Source organism: Streptomyces shenzhenensis, from assembly GCF_003688995.1.
GTDB classification, from domain to species: domain Bacteria; phylum Actinomycetota; class Actinomycetes; order Streptomycetales; family Streptomycetaceae; genus Streptomyces; species Streptomyces shenzhenensis_A.
In genome coordinates this window covers 1-606 of sequence record NZ_PENI01000114.1, presented here as the reverse complement: position 1 = coordinate 606, position 606 = coordinate 1, and the positions used below count along the sequence as shown (strand labels likewise).

Here is a 606-nt window from a genome sequence, read left to right as displayed (position 1 = left end):
CCTCTTACAGCCCCAGAACCATAAATGGACAGGAGAAGACCAGGAGGAAATCCCATGCTCACCCACAGGAAGATCTTCTACCTTCTACAAGGGCACAGACATAAAAGGTAAGTATTCAAGAGCGTGACAAAGACTTCTGCAAGGATGTCATTTGTTACTGATGGTTTCAAAGGCTTTTTTTTTTTAACACTTTGCTGCCATTTCTTCCAGCAGAGACAGATGGGAACCAGAGCAGAACATGGGGCACTCCCAACCACGACAAGAGAGAGAGATTCTCTCCCTCTTCAAGGCTACAGACAAAAAGATAAGCTCTCAAGATTAAGCAAAGACCTGCTCAGGGGTTGTCCCTGGGGAGTGAGGATTGCTGACCTCTTGCTTGTTATCCTGCCTCTTCCAGCCGCAGACCCTGAATGGGACAGGAAAAGAAGAGGAGGAACTCCCATCCTCACCCACAGGAAGATCTTCTACCTTCTACAAAGACACAGACACAAAGTTAAGGATTCAATAGTCTGCTGAAAACCTGGGCACCAGTTGTCCCTGCGGAGTGAGGATGGCTGACCTCTTCTTTTTGATCATGGCTCTTACAGCTGCAGACACAGACAGGGA

Annotated in this window: 1 protein-coding gene; it reads left to right on the top strand. The window is 47.7% G+C overall.

What is annotated here, in order from left to right; translation table 11 throughout:
* Nucleotides 1–123 precede the first annotated feature (123 nt).
* A complete protein-coding gene (locus CTZ28_RS46775) occupies nt 124–516 on the top strand; it encodes a hypothetical protein (RefSeq protein ID WP_147481321.1) in 393 nt (130 codons plus the stop codon).
* The last annotated feature ends 90 nt before the right edge of the window (nt 517–606 follow it).